Consider the following 16,518-nt stretch of genomic DNA (forward strand, 5'->3'; position numbering starts at 1 on the left):
CTATTTCCCCAGGCCGTGTAGCAGTTCCACCAGCTCGGCTACCAAAGCGGCATCGGTTTCAAAGCGTTCCGTCTGAAACAGACCATCGGCTGGATTGGCCTGCACCACTCGCTTGGCGCTGGTATGAAACTCCCGGGCGCCGGTGTGATTGGCCAGTGCTTGGATATTGGCTACCGAAACGCCCGCGCCCGGCATAATTCTGATGCGCCCGGCGGCCTGCGTCACCAACGCTGCCAGTTGGTCTTGCCCTGTCTCGGCCGTGGCCTGCCCCCCGGAGGTAAGCACGCGCTGGCAGCCCAGCGCAATTATATCTTCCAGTGCCTGGGCCTGGTCGGCGCAGGAATCGAAGGCACGGTGAAAGGTGATTTCCATCGGTCCGGCAGCGGCTATGAGGGAGCGGCAGGCGGCCACGTCGACGCGGCCTGCTGGAGTTAGCGCGCCCAGCACCACGCCTGCACAGCCTAACTCGCGGCAAATAACAACATCGGCCCGCATGATGGCTAGCTCGTCGGCGTTGTAAGCAAAGCCGCCCGGCCGGGGCCGAATCAGGACGAATACCGAGATGCTCAGCTGCGCCAGTGCTTCCTGAATCAGCCCATAGGAAGGCGTGATGCCGCCCTGTTCCAGGTTCTGACACAGCTCGATGCGGTGGGCACCGCCCGCCTGCGCCGCCAAGGCGGAAGGGAGGGAAGCAGCGCAGATTTCCAACGTCCGGGTCATGGGGTTGTTTCGTTCTTAGCTGCCCTCAGGATGACAGGTGGAAGACAGACAATTACCTATTTCAGCAGAAACTCGCCGTCAATCAGGCGCGGGGTATCGGTGGTGCTCACGGTGTAGTTGAAGCCCGTTTGCAGGGCATAGGAGCCCGTCTGACCGTTTTTATCAAGTGCGATGAAGGCCACCTGAATATCCTTGGCTTTCGCACCCTTGATAGCAGCAATACGCTCAATAGCTTCCTTACAAGCCTGCTGCGGGGTGCGGCCCTGGCGCATAAGCTCCACCACAGTATGGGCCCCGGCTATACGCACCACATCCTCGCCCTGGCCAGTAGCAGCGGCGGCCCCCACGGCCGGGTCCACAAACAGGCCGGAGCCGATGAGGGGCGAGTCGCCCACCCGGCCGTGCATCTTGAAGCGCATGCCACTGGTGGTACAGCTGCCACTGAGACGGCCCTGCGCATCGAGGGCCAGCATGGCAATGGTATCGTGGTTCTGGCGGTCGCCCACGGGGCCAGTAGGCCGCTGCCGACCGGAATTTTCGATGTTGACAATGGGCTTGTACTGACTGGTTTTGAGCCACTCCTTATAGGCCGCCGTTGCGTCGGCGCTCAGCTTCTGCGGTTCGAGCGGGAACCCCTGGGCCAAGGCAAACTGCTGCGCGCCCTCACCCACGATGAGCACGTGCGGGGTGCGCTCCATCACGCGCCGCGCCACGCTGATGGGGTGCTTGATGCGCTCCAGCGCCGCCACGCCGCCGCAGTTAAATTTCTCGTCCATGATGCAGGCATCGAGCGTCACAATGCCGTCGCGGTCGGGGTGGCCGCCCAGGCCCACGCAGCAGCCCTGTTCCGACTCGGTTACCATCACGCCGGCCTCCACGGCATCAAGGGCATAGCCCCCGGCGCCCAGGATTTTCCAGGCGCCTTTGTTGGCGTTCACGCCCGCATCCCAGGTCGAAATGACAATGGGTTTGTTGGCCTTTGGGGCAGCGGGCAGGGCTACGGCAGCAAGGGGCGCGGCGGCCAGCCCGGCCAGGCCGGCGGCGGAAGTGTGTAGAAATTTCCGGCGAGATGACATGGATTGGGAGAAAAAGTGAGTAACCGAACGTCATGCCGCGCGTCGCGAAGCATCTTGCCCGCTGCCACTACCTCAGTTGCCCAACTAAGCAGTAAAGGCGCTTTGCTATGCGCGGCATGACGTTCGGGAATGGCTCAAACAGGCATCGACTATCGCCGAAAGATAGTGCTACGCGCCAACTCCCCGTACTTTCGCCTTCTATGATACTCATCGCCGACGGCGGCTCGACCAAGTGCAGCTGGTGCCTGCTGGGCGGACCCGCCCCCGTCCATTTCAGCACCGAAGGCTACAACCCCTATTTCTGGGATACGCCCGCCATTGCCGCCTCGCTGGCCCGTAGCGTGCCCGCTGCCGTGCGGGAGGCAGCCATTTCGGCCATTCACTATTACGGCTCCGGCGTCCTCTCAGCGGCCAAGGCGGAAATAGTAGCCGGGGCCTTGCGGCAGGTGTTTCCGCAGACCCCGCAGGTAACGGTGGATGAGGATTTGCTGGCGGCGGCCCGGGCGCTGCTGGGACGTGAGGCCGGTTTTGCCGCCATCCTGGGCACGGGTACCAATTCCTGTTTGTATGATGGCCAGCGCATTACGCAGGTAGTGGAGTCGCTGGGCTACTCGCTGGGCGACGAAGGCTCGGGCACCAGCATTGGCCGGCTGCTGCTGCGCGACTACTTGCGCGGCCGGCTACCTGCGGGCCTGGCCGAGGATTTCAAAGCCACTTATCAGCTGGGCGAAGTGAGCGAGGTGCTCGACCGACTCTACAACCAGCCGATGCCCAACCGCTTCCTAGCCAGCTTTGCCCGGTTTGCGGGCAAGCATTACGCCGAGCCGTATTGCCAGGGCGTGGTGGCGCAGGCTTTCAAAGCATTTTTCGAGCAAATTGTGACGCAGTACCCCGACTACCAGCGCTACACCTTCAACTGCGTGGGCTCGGTGGGCTACCATTTTCGGGAGGCGCTGGCGGCGGCGGCGGCCGGCCATGGCATGGCCGTGGGCCAGATTTTGGAAGCTCCAATTGATACGCTGGTGCGCTACCACGAAGTAGCGCGGACGCTGTAGTCCGCGTCCCGGAACGATAACCGTTCAGGTGGCGCAGGGACGCGGACTACAGCGTCCGCGCTACTCTCTGCCCAACTTCGGGCAACTCCCGACAGTAAAGCAGAGAAATCTGCGAAACAACTGCACTTTTGTACCTCTTAATAACCGCATACTTCCAACGTTTCACTTCCCCTCATGAACACCCTCGATACCTACAATTTCGCTGGCAAGCACGCCGTGATGCGCGTCGATTTCAACGTGCCGCTCGATAAGGACCTGCACATCACCGACGATACACGCATTCGCATGGCCACACGCTCGGTGATGAAAATCCTGAATGATGGCGGTTCCGTGGTGTTGCTCTCGCACCTGGGCCGGCCCAAAGGCGGCTACGAGCAGAAATACTCGCTGCAGGCCCTGGTAGCGCGCCTCTCGCAGGAGTATGGCCGCGAGGTGCAGTTCGGCGGCGACGTGCTGGGCGAGGAAGCGGCGCAGAAAGCCGCCGCCCTGCAACCCGGCGAGGTGCTGCTGCTCGACAATGTGCGTTTCTACAAGGAGGAAGAAGCCGGCGACCCGGCCTTTGCCGCCAAACTGGCCAAGCTGGGCGACGTGTATGTGAACGACGCCTTTGGCACGGCTCACCGCGCCCACGCCTCCACGGCTGTGATGGCCAACTCCTTTGCCCCGCAGGACCGCGTGGGCGGCTACCTGCTGCAATCCGAAATCGACAACGCCAAAAAAGTGTTGGAGCAGGCCGAGCGGCCCTTCACCGCCATCATGGGCGGGGCCAAGATTTCGGACAAGATTCTCATCATCGAAAAGCTGCTCGATAAGGTTGATAACCTGCTTATTGGCGGTGGCATGGCTTACACATTTGCCGTGGCCGAGAATGGCCATGTGGGCAGCTCGCTCCTGGAAGCCGACAAGGTGGACCTGGCCCGTCAGCTCATTCAGAAGGCCAAGGACAAGGGCGTCAACCTGATGCTACCCGGCGACTCAATCATTGCCGATAAGTTCGCCAACGACGCCAATACCGATGTGGCCTCTAACCTGAGCATCCCCGACGGCTGGATGGGCCTTGACCTCGGCCCCGACAGCCGCGAGCAGTTTGCCGAAGTCATTCGCAACAGCAAAACCATCCTCTGGAACGGCCCGATGGGCGTGTTCGAGATGAGCAATTTCTCGCTCGGCACCGAATACGTGGCCCAGGCCATCGCCGAAGCCACAGCGGCTGGTGCTTACTCGCTCATTGGCGGCGGCGACTCGGCCGCCGCGGTGCAGCAGCTCGGCTTTGGCGACCAGGTGAGCTACATATCGACCGGCGGTGGCGCGCTGCTGGAGTATATGGAAGGCAAGGAACTGCCCGGCGTGACGGCGCTGGGCTAAGCGCAGCACTTATTCTTCTTGATTACGCAAAAAGGTGCGGGGTTTATCCCGCACCTTTTTTATTCATAACACTTGCACATTTTTTACTTTGGAAGGGTGGTCAATCGGTAGTAAATCAGTGTGGAAAATAATAAAAACCCTAGGGGTGCGGCCCCAAATCTTGGTGCGACTGAGGAGTTGTGATGGGTTTATATTTATGTAAATCAATATATTATATATAAGTGTGACGCCTCTCCGGGATGGGAACGGGTAGGCCCAAATTTAAATAGTGGGTTGAACGATATGGGTGAGGCTGAACAGCTTCATTGTGAATAGGTAATATATTTGATGCTTGATTTAAAATCTTACCAAGCGGCTCATTTCTATGAAGCACATTGACTCTTCTTTTCATCAGTCTAATTCGCCCACGCGGCGACATCGGTGGGCTTATGGCCTGCTCTTTTTTCTGCTGAATACCTTGGGGGCGCAGGCACAACAAGCCGCGCCCCTCTTTTTTCGCGACGATGCCGAAGCCCAGCGCGTAGCGGCACGGTCGGCGGGGGCACCGGCTCTGCTGCACGTCCGTCCGCTGTCGTTGGATGCGGCAGGCTTGCGGGTGGCCCTAACCAGTGCCCCATCTGAAAACCAGGCCGGCGCAGCGCCGCTGCGGCTGGCGCTGCCGTTGCCCGATGGCAGCACCGGGCGCTTTGCCGTGGTGGAAACAGCCGTGATGGCCCCGGCATTGGCGGCGCAGTTTCCGCAAATCCGGACCTACCGCGGGGTGGGCCTCGACGACCCCACCGCCACTGTGCAGCTGGATTTGACGCCTCAGGGCTTTCACGCCCAGATTTTATCGGCTGCCAGCGGCACCGTCTACATCGACCCTACCACCCGCCTTGACCCGCTGCACTGCGTGAGCTTCTACCGCCGCGACATGAACCGCGCCGCGGCCGGGGCCGTGCCTGTTTGCCAGTTCCGCCCCTCGGCCGCCGATGTGGCCGCGAGCCAGGCGCGGGCCGCTGCTAACAGTCAGGGGCCCCTGCAACGTACCCTAATTGCTACTGGAACCACGCTGCGCACCTTCCGGCTGGCGGTGGCGGCCACTGGCGAGTACACCCAGTTTCAGGGTGGCACGGTGGCCCTGGCCCAGGCGGCCATTGTGACGACCGTCAACCGCGTGGTGGGCGTGTATGAGAAAGAGCTGGCCGTGCGCCTGCAGTTGATAGCCGGCAATAGCAGCCTCATCTACACCAACCCCAGTACCGACCCGTACACCAATAACGACCCAAGCGCGCTGCTCGGCGAGAACCAGACCAATGTTACGAACGTCATCGGCACGGCCGGCTTTGACATCGGGCATGTGTTCAGCACGGCCGGGGGGGGGTATGCGGGGTTAGGCGTGGTATGCAACACCAACAACAAAGCCCGCGGCGAAACCGGGACCAGCAGCCCCGTGGGTGATGCCTTCGACATTGACTACGTGGCCCACGAAATGGGGCATCAGTTCGGCGGCAACCACACCTTCAACAGTCCTAATGGATTCTGCGCCGGCAACGTCAACACCAGCACGGCCTACGAGCCGGGCTCGGGTAGCACCATTATGGCCTATGCCGGGATTTGCAGCCCCGATGACCTGCAGAACAACTCCGATGCGTACTTCCACTCGGGCTCGTTTCAGGAAATGGCGACGTTTATTGCCACTACCGCCTGCGGTACCTCCACCGCTACCGGCAATACTGCCCCAACCGTGGGCGTCCCAGCGGCCAGGGTTGTGCCCATCGGCACGCCCTTCCGCCTCACGGCCAGCGCCACCGATGCCAATGGGGATGCCCTGACGTACAGCTGGGAAGAAATGGACCTGGGCTCCTCCGTTGCCCTGACGGCTGCACAGGTGGCCAACAACAACGTGCCGCTGTTCCGCTCCTTCCTGCCCGTGGCCTCGCCCACGCGTTACTTTCCCCGCCTCCCCGCTATCATCAGCAATACCAGCACCAGCGCGGAGCGCCTGCCGACGGTGACGCGCACGCTCACCTTTCGCTGCACGGCCCGCGACCAGCACAACGGCGCGGCCGGCGTGGTGGGCGGCGTCAACTACAGCAGCAACGTAACGCTGAGCGTGACCAACGCGGCTGGTCCTTTCCTGGTGACCAGCCCGAACATAGCCCTGACCTGGGCCGGGGGCTCGACGCAGACCGTGACCTGGAACGTGGCAGGCACCAGCGCCAACGGCGTGAACTGTGCCACCGTCAACGTGCTGCTCTCTACTGATGGCGGACTGACCTATCCCACCACGCTGCTCAGCGGCACGGCCAACGACGGCTCGGCCCCGATAACGGTGCCCAACATCAGCACCAGCACGGCCCGCGTGATGGTGGAAGCGGCCGGCAATTACTTCTTCGATATTTCAAATGCCAACTTCACCATCACGCCCGCGGCTATCTGCGATGCCCCCACCAATCTGGTAGCGGGTAGCATTACGAGCAGCTCGGCTTCGGTGAGCTTTGCGGCCAGCGGCACGGCCACCGGCTACACCGTGACCACCACACCGGCCAGCACCACGCAAATCATCAGTGCCTCGCCAGTAAGCCTGATGGGACTGACGGCCGGCACGGCTTACACGGTCAACATTGTGAGCAACTGCGCAGGCGGCCTCACTGCCAGCCCGGCCACGGTGGGCTTTACCACCGCTGCGGCCCCGACGGTAGCTATCACAAGCACGGCCAGCAACCCCACCAGCACCGTGCCGATTCCGGTGACGGTGACGTTCTCGGGCAGCGTGACGGGCTTCGTGGCCGGCGATGTAGCCGTGACCAATGGGAACATCAGCGGCTTCAGTGGCAGTGGCACTACCTACACCTTTAACATAACCCCGTTGGCTATCGGACCGGTAACGGTAAATGTGCCCGCCAACGTAGCCCAAGATGGGGCTGGTACCGGCAACACCGCCGCCGCGCCGTTCAGCATCAATTTTAGCCTGACGGTGACTGCCGCCCCAGTGGTAAACACGCCGACCGACGGTAGTAGCCTCAACACCACTACCCCCACCTACAGCGGCACGGCTCCTGCAGGCAGCACCGTGACGGTGTATGTGGATGGCGCTAGCATTGGCATGGTCACGGCTGTGGGTGGTACCTGGAGCCTCGGCCAGTTTACCGCGCTGACGTTGGGCCCACACTCGGTGCGGGCTACGGCGCAGCTCAGCGGCCAGGGCGTGAGCTTGTTCAGCAATTCCAATAACTTCATCGTGGATACGACGGCTCCGACGGTGGTCATCAGCAGCACGGCTAGCAGCCCCACGAGCACCTCGCCCATTCCGGTGACGGTGACGTTCTCGGAAGCCGTGACGGGCTTTATTTCCGGCGATGTGGCCGTAATCAATGGGACCATCAGCGGCTTCACGGCCGTCAATGGCACTACTTATACTTTCAATGTAACGCCTGTCGGCTCTGGTTTGGTGACGGTGAACGTGGCGGCCAATGTGGCCCAGGACGTGGCCGGCAACGGCAACACTGCTGCCACCCAATTCAGCATCACCTACAACGCCTCTTCGGCGCTGACAATTACGGCGCTGAGCCCGACACGCAACGAGAAAAGTGCTCCACAGACCAGTAACGTAGCCATTACCTTCAACCAGAACCTAACCAACAACGCCGCTACGCAAGGGGCGCTGAAAGTGTACTCGGCCCAGCGGGGCGGACAGCTGAACCGCGTGGGCGGCGGCACAGCCACCGTCAGCGGCAGCACCCTGACATTGAACCCGACTACCGATTTTCGGGCTGGGGAACTGGTGTCCAGCACCATCACGACGGCTGCTACCAGTGGCGGGGGCAGCCTGGCCACTCCGCAGGTAGCGCAGTTTATGGCAGCCGTAGGCGGTACTGGCCGGGGCAACTTTCAACCCGGCTCCGACCCCGGCATAGGGAATGCTTCCGCTGGTGTGATAGTAGGAGATGTGAATGGTGATGGCAGCCTGGACCTGCTGGCGAGCAATTTCGGCGGTGGCACGGTGAGCGTGCGCCTGAACAATGGTGCCGGTAGTTTCAGCGGCAGCCAGACGGTAGCCGTGGGCACTAGCCCTGCCGAGGTTGTATTGGGGGACATTGATGACGATGGTGACCTGGATTTGCTCACCCCCAACGTCTCTAGTAATACAGTGAGTGTGCGCTTGAATAATGGCACGGGCACTTTCTCCAGTAGCCAGGAAGTAGGGGTGGGTTCCTCGCCTTACCATGCTGCTCTGGGCGACGTGGATGGTGACGGTGACCTGGACCTGCTAGCGAGCAATTACGGCAGTAGCACAGTGAGCGTGCGCCTGAACAACGGTGCCGGTAGTTTTAGCGGCAGCCAGAACGTAGCGGCTGGTGCTAACGCCTACGATGTAGCGTTAGGCGATGTGGATAGCGACGGCGACCTGGACATGGTCGTCAGCAATTATACCAGCACCACCGTCAACGTGCGGGTGAACAACGGGGCCGGCATCTTTTCCGGTTCTCAAACCATTACCGTGGGTAACGACCCTATTAACATAGCACTGGGCGACATCGACGGCGACGGCGACCTGGATTTCCTGACAGCTAATAACTCAAGCAGTACGGTAAGCGTGAGCCTGAACAACGGCGCCGGCATCTTCGGGAGCAGCCAGAGCCTGGTCGTGGGCACTAATCCCTACGGTGTAACCCTAGGCGATGTGGATGCCGACGGCGACCTGGATTTCCTGGTGAGCAGCCACGCCAACGACAACGTGGCGCTGTGGTTGAACAACGGCACCGGTACTTTCACGAATACCCGAACCATAGCCGTGGGCAGTGGCCCTTACAACGTAGCGCTGGGTGACCTGGATGCCGATGGCGACCTGGACTTCGTGACCCCCAATCAGAACACCACTACCGCCAGCGTCCGTCTGAACCAGGCCGGCCCCACCATCATCAGCTTTACGCCACCGAGCGGGCCGGTCACCACCGTGGTGACCATCACCGGGACACTCCTTACCGGAGCTACGGCGGTGGCTTTCAATGGCACGGCCGCCAGCTCATTCACCGTGAACTCGGCCACCAGCATTACGGCTACTGTTGCAGCAGGCACGACCACCGGACCCATCACCGTGACGACGTCCGATGGCACGGGGACTTCAGCTACCAACTTCACCGTTACCCAGCCGGCCACGGCGGCCCCAGTAGTGATAACCCCAGTCAATGGCAGTACCTTCAGCAACAGCCAGCCGGTTTATACGGGTACGGCCACTGCTGGCAGCATCGTAAAGGTGTACGTGGACAGCAGCCCACTTAGTGGCACTGTGACAACTGATGCTGCGGGCAACTGGAGCTTTACCCAGCCCTCAGCGCTTGCCCAGGGCTCGCACACGGTATTCGCCACGGCCCAGAGCAGTGGCAGTGCTGTGAGCGCCAATAGCAACACCAATACCTTCACGATTGATACGACGGCTCCGACGGTGGTCATCAGCAGCACGGCCGGTAGCCCGACGAGCACCACGCCGATTCCGGTGACGGTGACGTTCTCGGAGGCTGTGACGGGTTTTGTGGCCGGCGACGTGACCGTAACCAACAGCACGCTGAGCGGCTTCACGGCTGTCAGCGGCACGACGTATACGTTCAGCGTAACGCCCACTGCGTCGGGCCTGGTGACGGTGAACGTGGCCGCTAATGTGGCCCAGGACGCGGCCGGCAATGGCAACACGGCTGCCCCACAGTTCAGCATCACCTACAATGCCCCGGCTGTAGTGGCGGTCTGGAACGGCAGCGTGAGCACCGATTGGTTTACGGCGGCCAACTGGACCGGCGGCGTGCCCACGGCTACGCTTGATGCCACCATTCCGGCCGGTGCCCCGCGCTATCCGGTGCTGACTTCCGGTACTGCCACTGCCAAAGCCCTGACGCTGGCCACCGGCGGCAGCCTGACCCAAAGCGGCGGCACCCTCGACCTGAAAGGTGGGTTCGTGAACAATGGCACCTTCAGCGCATCGGGTGGCAGCGTGGCCCTGACCGGCGCGGCGGCACAAACTGTGGGCGGCAGCAGCCTCACCAGCTTCTGGAATCTGAGTGTGGGCACCGCCGGCGCTACGCTGAGCGGAGCCACTGCAATACAGCGCGTGCTCACGCTCGACGGCAATCTGACCACCGGCGGGCAGCCATTCACCCTGCTGTCGGCCGCCAGCGGCACGGCCCTGGTGGTGAACAACAGTGGCGTGGTGAACGGCACAACTACCGTGCAGCGCTACATCGACCCTTCGCTCAACGCTGGCCTGGGCTACCGCCACTACAGTGCACCAGTAGCCAGCACCACCGTGGCCGACCTGGCCACGTCCGGCTTCACCCCGGTGGTGAATCTGACCTACAACACCTCGGCTACTCCCTCGCTCGAAACGCCATTTCCAACGGTATTTGGCTATGACCAGGCTCGCCTGGCTTCGGCAGCTAACAGCTTGAATGCATTCGATAAAGGCTGGTTTTCGCCAACCACTCTGGGTGACCCCCTGGCGGTGGGCCGCGGCTACACCGTAAACATCGGGGCCTCGCAGCTGGTCGATTTTGTCGGCACACTCAACAACGGGGACCGCACCCTTGGGCTCAGCCGCAACACGGGAGCCACAGCACCTGATGCCGGCTGGCAGCTGCTGGGCAACCCGTATCCGGCCCCGCTCGACTACAGCCTGGTAGCCCAGGGCGACCGGCCCAACCTCGACGCGGCTATTTACGTGTTCAGCAGCACCAGCCAATACAACGGCCAGTACCGTGCCTATGTGAATGGCGTTGGCGGCAACCCGATTATTCCTGTAGCGCAGGGCTTCTTTACGCGGGTGAGCCCTGGCCAGACCAGTGGCAGCCTCACATTCCACAACAGCCAGCGCCTGACTACGCCCGATGCAACGGCCTTCCAGCGCGGCACGGCTACTGATAACCGCTCTCGCCTCCAGCTGACCATTCGCGGTGCCAGCACTAGCGCCACCGACGAAACATTCGTGTATTTTGAAGCTGGTGCCACGGCGGGCGTTGATACGCAATACGATGCTGTGAAGCTGCCCAACTCCACGGGCCTGAATATTTCGACTACGGCCGTTGGCACCGAGTTGGCCATTAACGGCCTGCCCCTTGCGGTGGCCCCCGTAACGGTGCCGCTCACCGTGCGCGTGCCGGCCACCGGCACCTACACCCTCACGGCTACTGAGCTGAGCAACTTCGTGCCAGGCGCGCAGCCCTTCCTGCGCGACATGCAACTGGGCACCCTCACCGACCTTAGCCTGCAACCAGCCTACTCCTTCAGCCTGAATGCCACCAGCACCACCCCGCGTTTTGAGCTGGTGTTTGGCCAGCAGGTATTGGGCGCGGCTTCGGCCGCGCTGGCGGCACAGGTGGCGGTGTTCCCGAACCCGGCCAGCAAAACGGTGTTTGTAGAGCTGCCCGCCGCCTTAGGGCGCAAGCCGGTAAATGCGGCGCTGGTCGATGCCCTGGGCCGCGTGGTGGTGCAGCAGGTGCTGCCCGTCGGCCCGGCTACCCACGTGCTGCCGCTGACCAATGTGGCGGCTGGCGTGTACTCGCTGCATCTGCAAACCGAAGCCGGCCTGGTGGTGAAAAAGCTACTGGTCGACTAAGCCATCTTCACCTGGACCATTCCAAAGGCCCCCGACTGCTTGTGCAGCCGGGGCCTTTTTATGTGCTCGAAAATAAGCGAGGCATAAAGTTTGTCCATGGGGAGCAACCTTCCAGGGCTTCGTCTGGTCATCGGCACATACACCTCTTTCCTGCCTGCTACGTGAATAAGCTTTTTACACTACTACTGCTGGCCCTTGGGTTGGGCAGCTGCCAGCGCGCCAGCATCGGCCCCGATGCCAGCCCCGATTTTTTGGCCCGGGGCCAGGTGGTGCGCTACGACCTCACCTACGATGCCGACGGCCAGAACCCACGCGTGCGCTGGATTGTGCAGTTGGCCTCGCCACTCCGCGTGCCGGGTTTGGGCGGCCGCGACTATACCCAGGTAAAGGTGTTCAGCTTGGCTGATACCGCCGTTTTTCGGCCCGGAGTTAAGTTCAAATTCACCTACCAACTGGTGCCTCAAGCCGCACAAACGGCCTGGGCTACCAACTACGAGCATTCCGTAGTGCAGGACTTCCCGGCCGGCTATCTGCCCAACCCCGAGCTGATTTTGGATGATGTGCATCTGCATTAGAACCAATAGTTCAATATAAAAAAGCCCTGGCGCATACGCAGCCAAGGCTTTTTTTATGGAATGGCAAAAAATTAAGGGCCTTACGCTGCTGCTTTCTCCAGCAGTGCTAGCAACTCGTCAGCTGCTTTCTCGATGTCGCTGTAGCCTTGCTGGGCGGCGCGCTCCTTGGCGGCAATCAGGCCGTCGCGGTGCACCGTTTTGAAGTCGCCATAGGGGAATTTGTAGCGGCCCTTGGTGTCTTCACCCATGCTTTTGTCGAGGCCCAGGTGCCAGCTGGCGTATTCCTCCATCTCGTGCTTTTTGAGGAAGGCGTTTTCTTCGTTCGAGCCGGGATTGTGCTGGCCCCAGTGGCCTTCGTCGTTCTTGATTTTGCCGTCTTTAATAAGCTTTTTGGCAAACGTAACAGCGGCTGAATTTAGGGAAATGCTCATAGCGGAAAGGGGTGGAAAGGTACTTGGATGCCTGTCCTACGCGTCGGTTGGGCCGAGGTTTCTAGTGCTCAGCTTGTGCCAGGAAGCGTATTTTATTGGCCTTGCGGCAAACTGCATGAACGGTTACTGCTCTGCCAGGCGCGGGTCGTGGAGAAACTCCTCATCCGTGAGCGTGTGCAGGAAGGCAATAAGGTCGGCTTGCTCAGCGGTAGTCAGGCGGATGCCTAGCGGCCCGGCGGCTGGGCGCAACGCGGGGTCCAGCGTGGCCGATGCCAGCACGCCGTGGTCGTAGTGAGCCAGCACCTCGGGCAGGGTGGCAAAGCGACCATCGTGCATGTAGGGGGCGGTGCGGGCAATGTTGCGCAAGCTCGGCACCTTGAAGCGGCCCAAGTCAGCAGCGCGGCCGGTGATGTGCGCCCGGCCCGAGTCGGCTTGGAACGAGGCATCAAGACCGTTGTTGCGGTAGGTTTCGTCGGTGAATAAGTCGGTGGCGTGGCAGCTGGCACATTTCTGCGCCAACAATGCCTTGCCGCGCAGCTCAGGTCCGGTAAGTGCCCCACCGGCTTCGCCACGCACGTACTTATCGTAGCGCGAGTTGGCCGAGGTGAGTGCGGCCGTGAACTGGGCCAGCGCCCGCAAAAACTGGTAGGACGTGATGGGCCCCGGCCCGTATATCGCCGCGAAGCGCTGTCGATAAGTAGGGTCACCGTTGAGCTTGGCCAGGAGATTGGGCAAGGTCTCGTCCATCTCAAGCGGGTTGGTGAGCGGAGCCAGGGGCAGCGTTTCGAGGTTTTTAGGCCCGCCGTCCCAGAAAAACTCCGACTTCCAGCGCAGGTTTTGCAGGGCTGGCGAATTGCGGGTGCCCAGGCGGTCATCCACGCCGTGGCTCAGGCGGTGGTCTATCTGGGCAAAGGCCCCGGCCTGCTGGTGGCAACTGCCGCACGATACGGAGGCATCGCGCGACAGGCGTGGGTCGTAGAACAGAGTGCGGCCCAGGGCAAAGGTTGCCGCATCGGGCTGGTTGGTGCTGGCTGCGTATACCGGGGACGGGAAATTGGCCGGCACGGTGGTCCCGGGCACGGTTGCAACCGGCAGTGGCTCCTCGCCATTGGTGGAGTGGCAGCCGGCCGCCAGCAGCCCTGCCAGCCCAAAGGCCAGCGGGGTAGCTAGTGTGCGTTGCATAGCCAAATTAGTTGGCGTGGATATGGTCGACGGTGAACATGCCCTGGGCGTAGTTATTGGCCACCAGCACGGCATTGGGCCCGGCCGACATGATGAACGACAGCGAGCTGAACCGGACCGGGGTCGTGCCGGCAAACATCTTCAGGATATCAGCTTTGAGGTGGATTTCCGGGCTGTGGTCGGCGCGCACCAGCAGCTTGGTGCCGCTGGGGAAGGCCGGCGACACCGTACGAATGGCATTGCTGGGCGTTTTAAAGCCCCCAACGTGGAATGTGAGGCCGCCTTCGGCTACGCCGGCTGGCTTGGGCGCCTGGGGCGAATAGCCTTCCAGCTTGGTGTAGATGTAGCCCGAGTTCCAGGTCCAGAACATGCCATTGCTGGGGTCTAGAGCTCCTTTTTGTGCCCCCGAAACGTTGCGTGCGCTATCAACCCCGATGGTAAAGGAAATGCCCGTGTAGTCGCCGGTTGGCACATCGGTCAGGGTTATTTCAAGCGATTCGGGCACGGCGGCATCCAGCAGGTGGTAGCTATCGGGCTGGGTATACTGGCTGCCATCGGCCCGGGTCAGCTTGATGTTGGAGATGTACTGCCGGAAAGTGCTGACCCTGAATTGGTCGCCGCCGGTAGTCGTATAGGTCTGTGTGCTGAGAACCAGCGGGGCCGTGCCCACCATCTGGTCGAATTCGAGGGCAACCGTGCCGGTGGTGGCGGGCACTGCTTCATCTTCTTTGGAGCAGCCAGACAGGAAAAGTGCGGCCAAAGCCAGCGAAGAAGCAAAAGCAGGAATAGAAAAACGTTTCATCGGAAAATGACAGGTAAAAAGCGGGTATTGAATGATATAGGCGGCCCAGGGCGGTGGTCACGCCGGCTCGCCGTGCGCACGGTCGAACCAATGCAATCAAACCAGCGGGAGGGGAGGGCGAAACACGCTCAAAACAGTGCCTGCCATACACCGCGCCCCCACCAAGGTGGGAAATACTTCCGCCTGCGGCCGCCCGCGCCAGGGCATGGGCAGCACGAGAGCCGGGGTGGGCAGCACGTCGTACTTCACCTTAGTCAGGGCTTCGGCGGGGGCTTTTTTGTCGCCGCCGTCGGCTTTGCGCAGCTGCTGGACCAGGTGGCACTTGCCGTTGCAGTGCAGCTGCGGCCGGGCTTTGTTGACGCAGTAGCGGGCCGTGATTTGGGCTTTGTGCAGCTGGTAGTCCACCACCAGCACCTCCTGCCCCAGGGTTTGGAGCAGCAGCAGGGCGGTGAGGAAATAAGCCAGAAAGCGCGTCACAAGCGAAGGGAATGGAAAGAGTTACAATTGCGAATGTATAATAAAATTATTCATAATGAATATAATATACATTCTACTAAATGGCGGACAGGTCAACTCCGTACACTAGGTACGTCAGTAGCCATTCCTTGAGGCATGATAGGGCTTTGCAATTGGCCAGACCGCCGGGGCAGTGGCTCCGGCGCTACGCAAAATTAGCCGCCGTTCTTGCCGTGAAGCAGGTATTTGGTCTGCTTGAAGCTGTAGCCTACCGAAACTACGAAGCGGCCGGCGCTGGCCGGGTGGTCCGTTTCGGCCGTGTAGATGGGCAGTTGGAAGCTGGTGTTGAGCGACACGTTCTTGTAGTAAAAGTCCAGGCCCGGGCCCAGCAGCGCATTGTTCATGGCGTGCTCGCCGGTGAGCTGGCCTTCCAGCATTTCACCTTTGGTTTTCTCGTAGAAAAACTGCGCCGACGGGTAAATCTGCCAGTTTTCGCCCAGCGGCACGCGGTAAAATAAGCTGGCGTAGGTAGCCGTGCTGGGGGCCAGACTATTGCGGAACGTATTTTCCGAAGCGCGGCGGTAGCTGCTGTTCACGCTCAGCCCAAAGCTGTGGAAGCTGCCGATGTAATTGGCATAGAGGAAGCCGTCGGTGGTGCCGGTGCCCACCTGGTTGAGCAGCGCATACCGCTGGCCCCGGGCGTTCTGGCGGGTGTACTCGCCAGTGGGCAACTTCACCCCGCCGCCCACGATGAGCCGGCTTTGCACGCCGGCCGTTTCGATGGCCCGGATGAGGTGGTAGCCGGCAAAAATGGTCACGTCGCCCACGCCGGCGGCATTGAGCTGCCGGCCGTTTATCTGCGAGGTGTTCATCACGTAGGGCACGAAGGCGTTCAGCTCTACGCGCCGCGAAAGAAAGTACTTGGCCCGCAGCTCGATTACCCGGAAGGCTTCAAAATCGGTGGGGTCGCCTTTGTGGTCGTGCGCGTAGCCCGCGTCGCCGTTGAGGGGCGAGGGAAAAAATGGCCGGGCCCCGCTCGGAAAGAACTGCGGCGTCTGGCCCAGCGCGTGGTAGCCGTTGAAGATGCGGTAGCGGTGCATCAGGCTGATGCCGCTTTGGTTGTCGTAGGGCGTGATGCCCATGAAACAGCCACAGATATCACAGGCCCGGCCCGGAGCCGGTGCCAGCAGGAGCAAAGCCCCCGTCAGGAACAAGAAGAGCGTTTTCATCGCAAAAACCGGGATTAGGCGGCGGCAGATTGCCGCCGCCAA

At 61.4% G+C, this 16,518-nt stretch carries 11 protein-coding genes; 4 read left to right on the forward strand and 7 right to left on the reverse strand.

From position 1 onward, the window contains the following. The gene (locus tag J4E00_RS17325; RefSeq protein ID WP_208176449.1) at positions 1-720 is read right to left on the reverse strand and encodes a copper homeostasis protein CutC; all 720 of its coding nucleotides are present in this window, start codon (positions 718-720) and stop codon (positions 1-3) included. A gap of 56 nt (positions 721-776) precedes the next feature. Further along, positions 777-1,796 (reverse strand): N(4)-(beta-N-acetylglucosaminyl)-L-asparaginase, encoded by a 1,020-nt coding sequence (locus J4E00_RS17330; RefSeq protein WP_208176450.1) that lies wholly within the window; start codon positions 1,794-1,796, stop codon positions 777-779. 200 nt (positions 1,797-1,996) lie between these two features. Here J4E00_RS17330 and J4E00_RS17335 point away from each other — a divergent pair, with 200 nt between their 5' ends. The 4 genes from J4E00_RS17335 to J4E00_RS17350 all read left to right on the forward strand — a co-directional run bounded on the left by J4E00_RS17335 (position 1,997) and on the right by J4E00_RS17350 (position 12,376). Continuing rightward, the gene (locus J4E00_RS17335) at positions 1,997-2,851 is read left to right on the forward strand and encodes an N-acetylglucosamine kinase (RefSeq protein WP_208176451.1); all 855 of its coding nucleotides are present in this window, start codon (positions 1,997-1,999) and stop codon (positions 2,849-2,851) included. A 174-nt stretch (positions 2,852-3,025) separates the two neighbouring features. After that, positions 3,026-4,216, forward strand: coding sequence for a phosphoglycerate kinase (locus tag J4E00_RS17340; RefSeq protein WP_208176452.1), 1,191 nt, complete (start codon positions 3,026-3,028; stop codon positions 4,214-4,216). 364 nt (positions 4,217-4,580) lie between these two features. Beyond that, the gene (locus J4E00_RS17345) at positions 4,581-11,801 is read left to right on the forward strand and encodes an FG-GAP-like repeat-containing protein (protein WP_208176453.1); all 7,221 of its coding nucleotides are present in this window, start codon (positions 4,581-4,583) and stop codon (positions 11,799-11,801) included. A 161-nt stretch (positions 11,802-11,962) separates the two neighbouring features. Next, complete coding sequence (locus J4E00_RS17350; protein WP_208176454.1) at positions 11,963-12,376, forward strand: hypothetical protein; 414 nt, start codon at positions 11,963-11,965, stop codon at positions 12,374-12,376. Positions 12,377-12,456: 80 nt separating this feature from the next. On the opposite strand, the gene J4E00_RS17355 is transcribed toward J4E00_RS17350, so the two are convergent. From J4E00_RS17355 to J4E00_RS17375, 5 genes are all read right to left on the reverse strand, one after another. After that, on the reverse strand, positions 12,457-12,807 hold the full coding sequence (locus tag J4E00_RS17355; RefSeq protein ID WP_208176455.1) for a hypothetical protein: 351 nt from the start codon (positions 12,805-12,807) through the stop codon (positions 12,457-12,459). Between the two features lie 123 nt (positions 12,808-12,930). Then, positions 12,931-13,989, reverse strand: a complete 1,059-nt coding sequence (locus J4E00_RS17360; RefSeq protein ID WP_208176456.1) for a cytochrome-c peroxidase — start codon at positions 13,987-13,989, stop codon at positions 12,931-12,933. Positions 13,990-13,996: 7 nt separating this feature from the next. Then, positions 13,997-14,791, reverse strand: a complete 795-nt coding sequence (locus tag J4E00_RS17365; RefSeq protein WP_208176457.1) for an MbnP family protein — start codon at positions 14,789-14,791, stop codon at positions 13,997-13,999. A 96-nt stretch (positions 14,792-14,887) separates the two neighbouring features. Further along, positions 14,888-15,268 carry a hypothetical protein gene (locus tag J4E00_RS17370; protein WP_208176458.1) on the reverse strand — a complete coding sequence of 127 codons (381 nt, stop codon included), beginning with the start codon at positions 15,266-15,268 and terminating at the stop codon, positions 14,888-14,890. Between the two features lie 194 nt (positions 15,269-15,462). Next, the gene (locus tag J4E00_RS17375; protein WP_208176459.1) at positions 15,463-16,476 is read right to left on the reverse strand and encodes a hypothetical protein; all 1,014 of its coding nucleotides are present in this window, start codon (positions 16,474-16,476) and stop codon (positions 15,463-15,465) included. Between the last annotated feature and the right edge of the window lie 42 nt (positions 16,477-16,518).

Origin of the sequence: Hymenobacter negativus (genome assembly GCF_017571495.1) — a bacterium.
Classification (GTDB): Bacteria; Bacteroidota; Bacteroidia; order Cytophagales; family Hymenobacteraceae; genus Hymenobacter; species Hymenobacter negativus.

Bases quoted from the DNA above. Each gene is read 5' to 3' on its own strand.
- J4E00_RS17360 (WP_208176456.1), bottom strand. From the start codon at position 13,989: ATGCAACGCACACTAGCTACCCCGCTGGCCTTTGGGCTGGCAGGGCTG.
- J4E00_RS17375 (WP_208176459.1), bottom strand. From the start codon at position 16,476: ATGAAAACGCTCTTCTTGTTCCTGACGGGGGCTTTGCTCCTGCTGGCA.
- J4E00_RS17325 (WP_208176449.1), bottom strand. From the start codon at position 720: ATGACCCGGACGTTGGAAATCTGCGCTGCTTCCCTCCCTTCCGCCTTG.
- J4E00_RS17345 (WP_208176453.1), top strand. From the start codon at position 4,581: ATGAAGCACATTGACTCTTCTTTTCATCAGTCTAATTCGCCCACGCGG.
- J4E00_RS17340 (WP_208176452.1), top strand. From the start codon at position 3,026: ATGAACACCCTCGATACCTACAATTTCGCTGGCAAGCACGCCGTGATG.
- J4E00_RS17330 (WP_208176450.1), bottom strand. From the start codon at position 1,796: ATGTCATCTCGCCGGAAATTTCTACACACTTCCGCCGCCGGCCTGGCC.
- J4E00_RS17355 (WP_208176455.1), bottom strand. From the start codon at position 12,807: ATGAGCATTTCCCTAAATTCAGCCGCTGTTACGTTTGCCAAAAAGCTT.
- J4E00_RS17335 (WP_208176451.1), top strand. From the start codon at position 1,997: ATGATACTCATCGCCGACGGCGGCTCGACCAAGTGCAGCTGGTGCCTG.
- J4E00_RS17365 (WP_208176457.1), bottom strand. From the start codon at position 14,791: ATGAAACGTTTTTCTATTCCTGCTTTTGCTTCTTCGCTGGCTTTGGCC.